This is a genomic window from Mycobacterium sp. E1747 (assembly GCF_001667775.1).
Taxonomy (GTDB): domain Bacteria; phylum Actinomycetota; class Actinomycetes; order Mycobacteriales; family Mycobacteriaceae; genus Mycobacterium.
Map to the genome: position 1 here is coordinate 1 of NZ_LZJI01000122.1, position 1,426 is coordinate 1,426.

General features: G+C 71.7%; 1 protein-coding gene. It reads left to right on the forward strand.

All coding sequences use genetic code 11. From position 1 onward, the window contains the following. Positions 1-2: 2 nt before the first annotated feature. The coding region (locus A5695_RS12225) for an HNH endonuclease signature motif containing protein (RefSeq protein ID WP_082946030.1) at positions 3-1,426 on the forward strand (1,424 nt) is incomplete at its 3' end.

Below are 1,426 nucleotides of genomic sequence, written 5' to 3' on the forward strand. Positions count from 1 at the left end.
ACATGTTCGAGTATTCCTTGGCCTCGCGGTGCACGCCGGAATCGTCGGCGCTGCTGGGTCGGATGCGTGAGGCGGGGCGTGCGGAGGCGCGGGCCGCCGCCGAACGGTTGGTGGCGGTCGGGGATTTGCTGGTGTTGCGCTGCCGGGATTCGGGGGAGCGGGCGGACTGGGCTGCCGACGCGTGGGAGGCGGTCGCCGCGCAGGTCGGTGCCGCGCTGGGTTGCAGTGTGGCGATGGCGCATAGCTATCTGCGATACGCGATGGCGCTGCGCGAGCGGCTGCCGCAGGTCGGCAAGGCGTTCCAGGCCGGCGACATCGACTATCGCGTGTTTCAGACGATCGTGTTCCGCACCGATCTGGTCACCGACGCCGAGGTGTTGGCGCGCGTGGACGCGCGGCTCGCGGCCTTGCTGTCGCGGCGCCCCTCGCTGACCCGGGGCGGGTTGAGTGCGGCGGTGGATCGTGTGGTGGCGCTGGTGGACGCCGATGCGGTGCGCCGGGCCAAGGAGGCGGTCAGCGACAGGTTCGTGGATGTGCAATCCAACGAATCGGGGATGGCGTGGCTGACGGGCAGCATGTTCGGCGCCGACGGGCATGCCCTGGACCGGCGGCTCGATGAGTTGGCGCGCAGCGTGTGTGGCGCCGATCCACGCAACCAGCGGCAGCGGCGCGCCGATGCACTCGGGGCGCTGGCCGCCGGCGCGGAGCGGTTGCGGTGTCAATGCGGAACGCCCGGGTGTGCGGCCGCCGGGCGCACTCCCAGCGCCGTGGTGATTCACGTCGTCGCCGAGCAGGCCACGGTCGCCGGCCACGGCGCGGCCCCGGGCGTCCTGCCCGGTTTCGAAGGACTCCTTCCCGCGGAGGTGATCGCCGAGTTGGCCCGCTCGGCCAAGCTGGTGCCCCTCGGCGTCCCGGGCGAGGCTGAGCCGCGCTACACCCCGTCGAAGGGACTAGCCGACTTCGTGCGGTGCCGGGATCTGACGTGTCGGGCGCCGGGGTGTGATCGCCCGGCCGTCGATTGCGACATCGACCACACGGTCCCGTACTCCGAGGGCGGTGCGACGCATCCGTCGAACCTGAAAGCCCTTTGCCGCCAACATCATTTGCTGAAAACGTTCTGGGGCTGGCGGGACGAACAGTTACCCGACGGCACCCTGATCTGGCGGCTGCCCGACGGACACACCTACGTCACCACCCCCGGCAGCGCGCTGCTGTTTCCCAGCCTGTGCGCGCCAACCGGTGACATCCCGGCTCCCACTCCCATCGAGCGGTGCGGTGAGCGCACCGCGATGATGCCGCTGCGCACCCGCACCCGCGCCCAGAACCGGGCCCAGCGCATCACCGGCGAACGCCACCGCAACCGCCAAGCCCGCCTGGCCGCCCAACCGGCGCCGCCCGGCCCCGCACCCCCCGACGACGAACCTCC